We start from the raw sequence: 4,160 nt of genomic DNA, 5'->3' as shown, positions 1-4,160 counted from the left end.
GTTCGTCACTTTTCTTGAAGCAACTTTTATATTATATCGTGTCTTTCGTTCTTCGTCAAGGGTTTTTGTTAATTATTTTTGTGTTTCGTTTAAATAGCTACCTTCCCTTTCGGACAACAAATATTATTATATACAGGATCTAAGGAGAATGCAAGACTTATTTCAAAAACTTTTATCCGTTAGAAATCTATTCATTTAATACGAAGTTTTCCCTTCTGTCCCTCTATTATTATGTCGTTCCGGAAAGCATCGGCCCGCTATCAGACTGGCAGTCCGGTAGCGGGCCTTCCCTCATGAGAGGACTTCTGCTATATGAACGTCCTGCTGCTTGGATAAATCGAAGAGTTCTTCTGTCCCATCCAATTTGATGATCGGTCTTGTCGGTGAGCTGGACTGTGTGAATACCACCTTCCCCTGGTGACCGGAAGTAAGTCGGACACCTGTCCCCGTACTCAATCCACTGATCAAGTCGAGGAGACCTGTGACGACCTGGGGAGGGAATTGACCAAAGTGGTCCTTCCTGATGATATCGAGTACTTTGAAGATCGGTTGTTTCGTTTTATAGAAACGATCAGAACTCATGGCATGGAAGATATCTGCAATTCCGATGATCTGGGCATACAGATGTACGCGGTCTCCTTTTTCTCTGGAAGGATAACCAGTCCCGTCATACCGTTCATGATGCTGGAGGATGGCGAGTTTGGTTTCACTTTTCACCAGTGGGGAGTCTTTAATCATCTTATAACTGTAGACAGGGTGCATCTTCACTTCACTAAATTCTTTTTCCGTCAGTGGACGTTCCTTTTTTAGAATGATTGAACTGATCTTGGCCATTCCACAGTTTGATAGGGCTGCGCCCAAACCAAGCTGCGTGCTCTGGGTGTCGTCTATCCCCAGCTTCTTTCCGATAAGCGTGCTGAGGAGGGCTGTGGCCATCGCATGATGGTAGAAGTAATCCGGCTTTGATTGTACTTGGATCACAGTGTGGATCAAAGTAGGGGATTCCTGGACCTCAGCCAATACAGATAGGAGAATCTCTCGTATTTTAGCAATATCGACGGCCATCCCGGATTGCCACTTCACGAATTCCTTCTTATAATCCTCTACTGACTTCATGTACCGCGTAAGGAACGGCGAGATTTCCACCTTCTGCTCATCTCTTGCTTCATGATGGACGGGAGGGGATGCTTTCAAGAGGTCCCCCACACTCTCAATCGTTAACTCCTGGACATTAAATGCGCGCAATGCTCTTATGTGCTGGTCGGTCAAGACAGTGCCTTTCATGATCAGTGGAACAGAGGTCATTCCCATTATATCTTCTGACACCAGATGTCCAACCCTTGCATCCTGACGTTTGATTTTCACAGCTCTGACTCCCTCGGGATTATTTTTAGTTTATTTTACCAATAAAAAGGGGCGAGTGGGGAATTTTGTCGTTTCTTTCCACAAAAAAATGCCCCCGCTATGCGGAGGCATTCTAGTCTTTCAGTTTATTCTTCAGAATCGTCACCCGGTTGTTCCTGAGGGTCGATGTCATCTGCCGTTTCGACTGGCGGGGTGGTTTCTTCGTCTTCCTTCTCCACCTTAGCCACGGTGGATACAAATTCACCATCTTGGAGACGGATCAATTTGACACCCTGAGTGTTACGGCCGGTTGTAGAAATATCATTGACGTCCATACGGATCATGACACCTTGAGCCGTTATGAGCATGAGGTCTTCTTCACCCGTCACGGCTTTCACCGCTACAAGTTCCCCGTTACGCTCTGTCACGTTCAATGTTTTCAATCCTTTACCGCCACGCGTCTGGATGCGGTACTCGCTTGCAGGTGTACGTTTACCGTATCCATTGACGGTAACAACCAGCACATCATTGGATTCTTCTAGGATTTCCATACCGACGACGTGATCATCGTCGCTCAGGTTGATCCCTTTGACACCGGTGGCCGTCCTTCCCATGGACCGGACATCGGTCTCTGGGAAACGGATAAGCAGACCATTCTTCGTACCGATGATCATATCCTTATCTCCATCAGTCAATCTGACTGAAATCAGTTCATCCTGTTCCCTCAGATTGATGGCGATAAGACCGTTCGTCCGGATATTGGCGAAGTCCGAAACCGGCGTACGCTTGGAAATCCCCTGCTTTGTCGTAAAGAACAGATACCAATCATCGACAAACTCTTCGATACGGATCATGGCATTGATCCACTCATCCTTTTCGATTCCGAGGAGGTTGATGATCGGCAGGCCTTTAGCCGTACGGCTGAACTCAGGAATCTCATATCCCTTCGCCTTATAGGCCTTCCCTTTATTCGTGAAGAAGAGGATCGTATCGTGGGTGGAAGTGGTCAAGAGATTCTCAACGAAATCCTCCCCGTTTGTACCCATCCCTTGAATACCGCGTCCTCCACGCTTTTGGCTACGGTATGTTGATACCGGAAGGCGCTTGATGTATCCGTTATGAGTAAGGGATACCACGATATTTTCACGAGGGATCAAATCCTCATCTTCGATATTTTCGATTCCGCCGGCTACGATTTCAGAACGGCGGCTGTCGTTGAAGCGTTCTTTGATCTCAAGAAGCTCTTCTCGGATGATTTCGAGTACCTTTTCATCATCTGCAAGGATTGCTTTCAACTCATTGATGAGTTTCACAAGCTCTTGGTACTCATCTTCGATCTTCTCCCTTTCCAGACCGGTCAAACGCTGTAGACGCATGTCCAGGATCGCTTGAGCCTGCTTATCAGATAAAGAGAAGTTCTCCATGAGTCCTTCTTTGGCGATCTCTGTCGTTTGTGAACCACGGATCAGGGCAATGATTTCATCGATGTGATCAAGGGCAATACGCAATCCTTCAAGGATGTGGGCACGGGCTTCTGCTTTCCGAAGCTCGAATTCCGTCCTGCGTCGGATCACGATGCGCTGGTGATCAAGGTAGTGCTCGAGGCACTGCTTGAGGTTCAAGACTTTAGGCTGTCCGCCAACAAGAGCAAGGAGGTTGATCCCGAAGCTCGTTTGCAGGGCGGTCTGTTTGTATAGATTATTCAGAAGGACGTTGGCGTTGGCATCCTTACGAACCTCTATGACAATCCTCATCCCGTTACGGTCGGATTCATCGCGAAGATCGGTGATCCCTTCAATCCGCTTATCGCGAACAAGCTCGGCAATCTTTTCGATGAGGCGGGCCTTATTGACCTGATAAGGGATTTCGTGGACGATGATTGTTTCTTTCCCATTGCTCTTTTCTTCGATTTCCACACGGGCCCTCATGGTAACTGAGCCTTTACCCGTTTCGTATGCACGGCGGATTCCGCTCCGGCCGACAATCAGTCCCGCGGTAGGGAAGTCAGGTCCGTGAACGTGCTCCATGAGCTCAGGAATCGTGATGTCTCCATCACGGCTGATGGCCAGGATCGCGTCAATTACTTCTCCGAGGTTATGAGGAGGGATATTGGTGGCCATCCCGACGGCAATCCCCGAAGAACCATTCACGAGCAGGTTCGGGAAGCGGGCAGGAAGAACTTCCGGCTCACGCTCAGTACCATCATAGTTGTCTTTATAATCAATTGTGTCCTTATTGATGTCGCGGATCAGTTCCATCGAGATCTTGGACATACGGGCTTCTGTGTAACGCATGGCCGCCGCAGCGTCCCCGTCCACCGAACCGAAGTTCCCGTGGCCATCCACGAGCATGTAGCGATAGTTGAAATCCTGCGCCATACGCACCATCGTATCGTAAACGGCCGAGTCACCATGCGGGTGATACTTACCGATGACTTCCCCAACGATACGGGCTGATTTCTTATAGGCTTTATCTGCGGTCATACCGAGGTCATTCATCGCATAGAGGATCCTGCGGTGAACCGGCTTCAGGCCGTCCCGGACATCAGGTAGGGCACGGGAGACGATAACGCTCATGGCATAATCCAGGAACGATGAGCGCATCTCATTACTAATATTAATCTCTTGAACATTAGACTGTGGTGTTTCTGCCATAGTTAAAGGGACCTCCTTTTGAAGAAAGATGGATTCTTTCTCATTTTTCCTTGTCCACTATGTAAAAGACAGGATAGAGTTTCAGTCTATCCTGATCATTTAAGGGAATTTTCGTTTAGGCTTTGGGGCTCTGGGTGTGGGGCCATCGGCAAGTTCAGCCGG

At 48.3% G+C, this 4,160-nt stretch carries 2 protein-coding genes; both read right to left on the bottom strand.

Features of this window, described 5'->3' with window-relative positions; translation table 11 throughout:
* Positions 1 to 291: 291 nt before the first annotated feature.
* Complete coding sequence (locus tag ACNA6I_RS22290; protein ID WP_048013546.1) at positions 292 to 1,365, bottom strand: HD-GYP domain-containing protein; 1,074 nt, start codon at positions 1,363 to 1,365, stop codon at positions 292 to 294.
* A 125-nt stretch (positions 1,366 to 1,490) separates the two neighbouring features.
* A complete protein-coding gene (gene gyrA / locus ACNA6I_RS22285; RefSeq protein ID WP_048004564.1) occupies positions 1,491 to 3,998 on the bottom strand; it encodes a DNA gyrase subunit A in 2,508 nt (835 codons plus the stop codon).
* Between the last annotated feature and the right edge of the window lie 162 nt (positions 3,999 to 4,160).

The organism is Rossellomorea sp. FS2 (assembly GCF_047915635.1).
Lineage (GTDB): Bacteria > Bacillota > Bacilli > Bacillales > Bacillaceae_B > Rossellomorea > Rossellomorea marisflavi_A.
This window is presented reverse-complemented; position numbering and strand designations above follow the sequence as displayed.

Bases quoted from the DNA above. Each gene is read 5' to 3' on its own strand.
- gyrA (WP_048004564.1), bottom strand. From the start codon at position 3,998: ATGGCAGAAACACCACAGTCTAATGTTCAAGAGATTAATATTAGTAAT.